The organism is Caballeronia sp. (assembly GCF_049581465.1).
Lineage (GTDB): Bacteria > Pseudomonadota > Gammaproteobacteria > Burkholderiales > Burkholderiaceae > Caballeronia.
Map to the genome: position 1 here is coordinate 1 of NZ_JBAUSA010000922.1, position 1,516 is coordinate 1,516.

Sequence of the window (1,516 nt, forward strand, 5' to 3'; positions counted from 1 at the left end):
GGCCCTGGCCTGCGCAAGCGACGCGGCACCCCGCTGCCTGTTCGCCGACTGGCTAGCCGCGCAAACGGATGACGCGCATCGCCAACGGGCCAGCAGCTTGTATGCGGAAATCGTGCACGACGCCAAACACTGGCCGCGCCACGCCAGGGAACACAACCGGGAATGGCTGCAGCGCGCACAGGCGGCGCTGGCTACGACATCGACACGTCGATGAGAGAAGGGCAGTTCGTTGGGAGACTTTGCGACGTCGGTCTTGTGTCCTGACACCCCGTCTCCGGCACGAAGACCCATGCGCTAACAAGGTCTTGCATTCAGGTCTAGAATTAAATCAAGGTATCCATCGAGCATCGAATCAGGACTAAAAAGGTCCTGATTAAAGCGGGAGGTATTCCGATGTTGCGCATGAGCAAACTTGCCGACTATGGCACGGTGATCATGACCGCGATGGCGCGCGATCCCGACGCCGTCCAAAGCGCGAGCAGCATCGCGGCGGCGACCGGTGTTGCAATACCCACAGTGTCGAAGGTGCTGAAAGTCCTGACGCGAGGCGGCGTTGTGGAGTCGCTGCGCGGCACGAACGGCGGTTACCTTCTGCCGCGGCCGCCCGAGTGGATCACGCTGGCAGAGGTGATCGCCGCGGTTGACGGTCCGATCGGGATGACTGAATGCAGCACACTGCCTGGCTTGTGTGTCCTGGAGGGGGCGTGTGCGGCGCGCGCCAACTGGCAGAAGGTCAATCGCGTGATCTACGAGGCGTTACAGCAGGTCACCCTGGCGGACATGGCCGGACCCACTTTGCGCGCGGTCGATATCAGCGCGATTCGTGCCCGCAGCGTCTCCAACCGCCGTGCGGGCGCGATGCCACGAGCGCGCCAGACGACGCGCTAGACGATTGAAGGAGGCCACGCATGAGCGCATCCACAACCAGTTTCGACGAACTGATCCGTCGCGAATACCAGCACGGATTCGTGACCGACCTTGCGGCCGACGCGTTGCCGAGCGGACTGAGCGAGGACGTAATCCGGCTCATTTCCGCGAAGAAGACCGAGCCGGCGTTCATGCTCGAATGGCGGCTCGCGGCCTATCGCCACTGGCTCACAATGACCGAGCCGCATTGGGCGACAGTCCGACATCCGCCGATCGACTACCAGGGCATCGTCTATTATTCCGCGCCCATGACGCAGAAGAATCGTCCGAAGAGTCTCGATGAAGTCGATCCGGAACTGCTGCGCACCTACGAAAAGCTGGGGGTGCCGCTGAGAGAACGCGAACTCCTGGCTGGCGTCGCGGTGGATGCAGTATTCGACAGCGTCTCGGTGGCGACGACGTTCCGCGAAAAGCTTGGCGAACTCGGCATTTTGTTCTGTTCTTTCTCGGATGCCGTGCAGCATCATCCCGAGCTAGTGCAGAAATATCTCGGCTCAGTGGTGCCGCACACCGACAATTTCTTCGCTGCGCTGAATTCCGCCGTGTTCAGCGATGGCTCGTTCTGCTATATCCCGCCGGGCGTGCGCTG

Annotated in this window: 1 protein-coding gene and 2 pseudogenes; all 3 read left to right on the forward strand. The window is 61.7% G+C overall.

Translation table 11 applies throughout. From position 1 onward, the window contains the following. Nucleotides 1-214, forward strand: a pseudogene (locus WCA53_RS22640) (hypothetical protein); the annotation flags it as partial. Nucleotides 215-393: 179 nt separating this feature from the next. Further along, a complete protein-coding gene (locus WCA53_RS22645) occupies nt 394-888 on the forward strand; it encodes an SUF system Fe-S cluster assembly regulator (protein ID WP_423915770.1) in 495 nt (164 codons plus the stop codon). Nucleotides 889-908: 20 nt separating this feature from the next. Beyond that, nucleotides 909-1,516 (forward strand): annotated as a pseudogene (locus tag WCA53_RS22650) (Fe-S cluster assembly protein SufB); the annotation flags it as partial.

Bases quoted from the DNA above. Each gene is read 5' to 3' on its own strand.
- WCA53_RS22645 (WP_423915770.1), top strand. From the start codon at position 394: ATGTTGCGCATGAGCAAACTTGCCGACTATGGCACGGTGATCATGACC.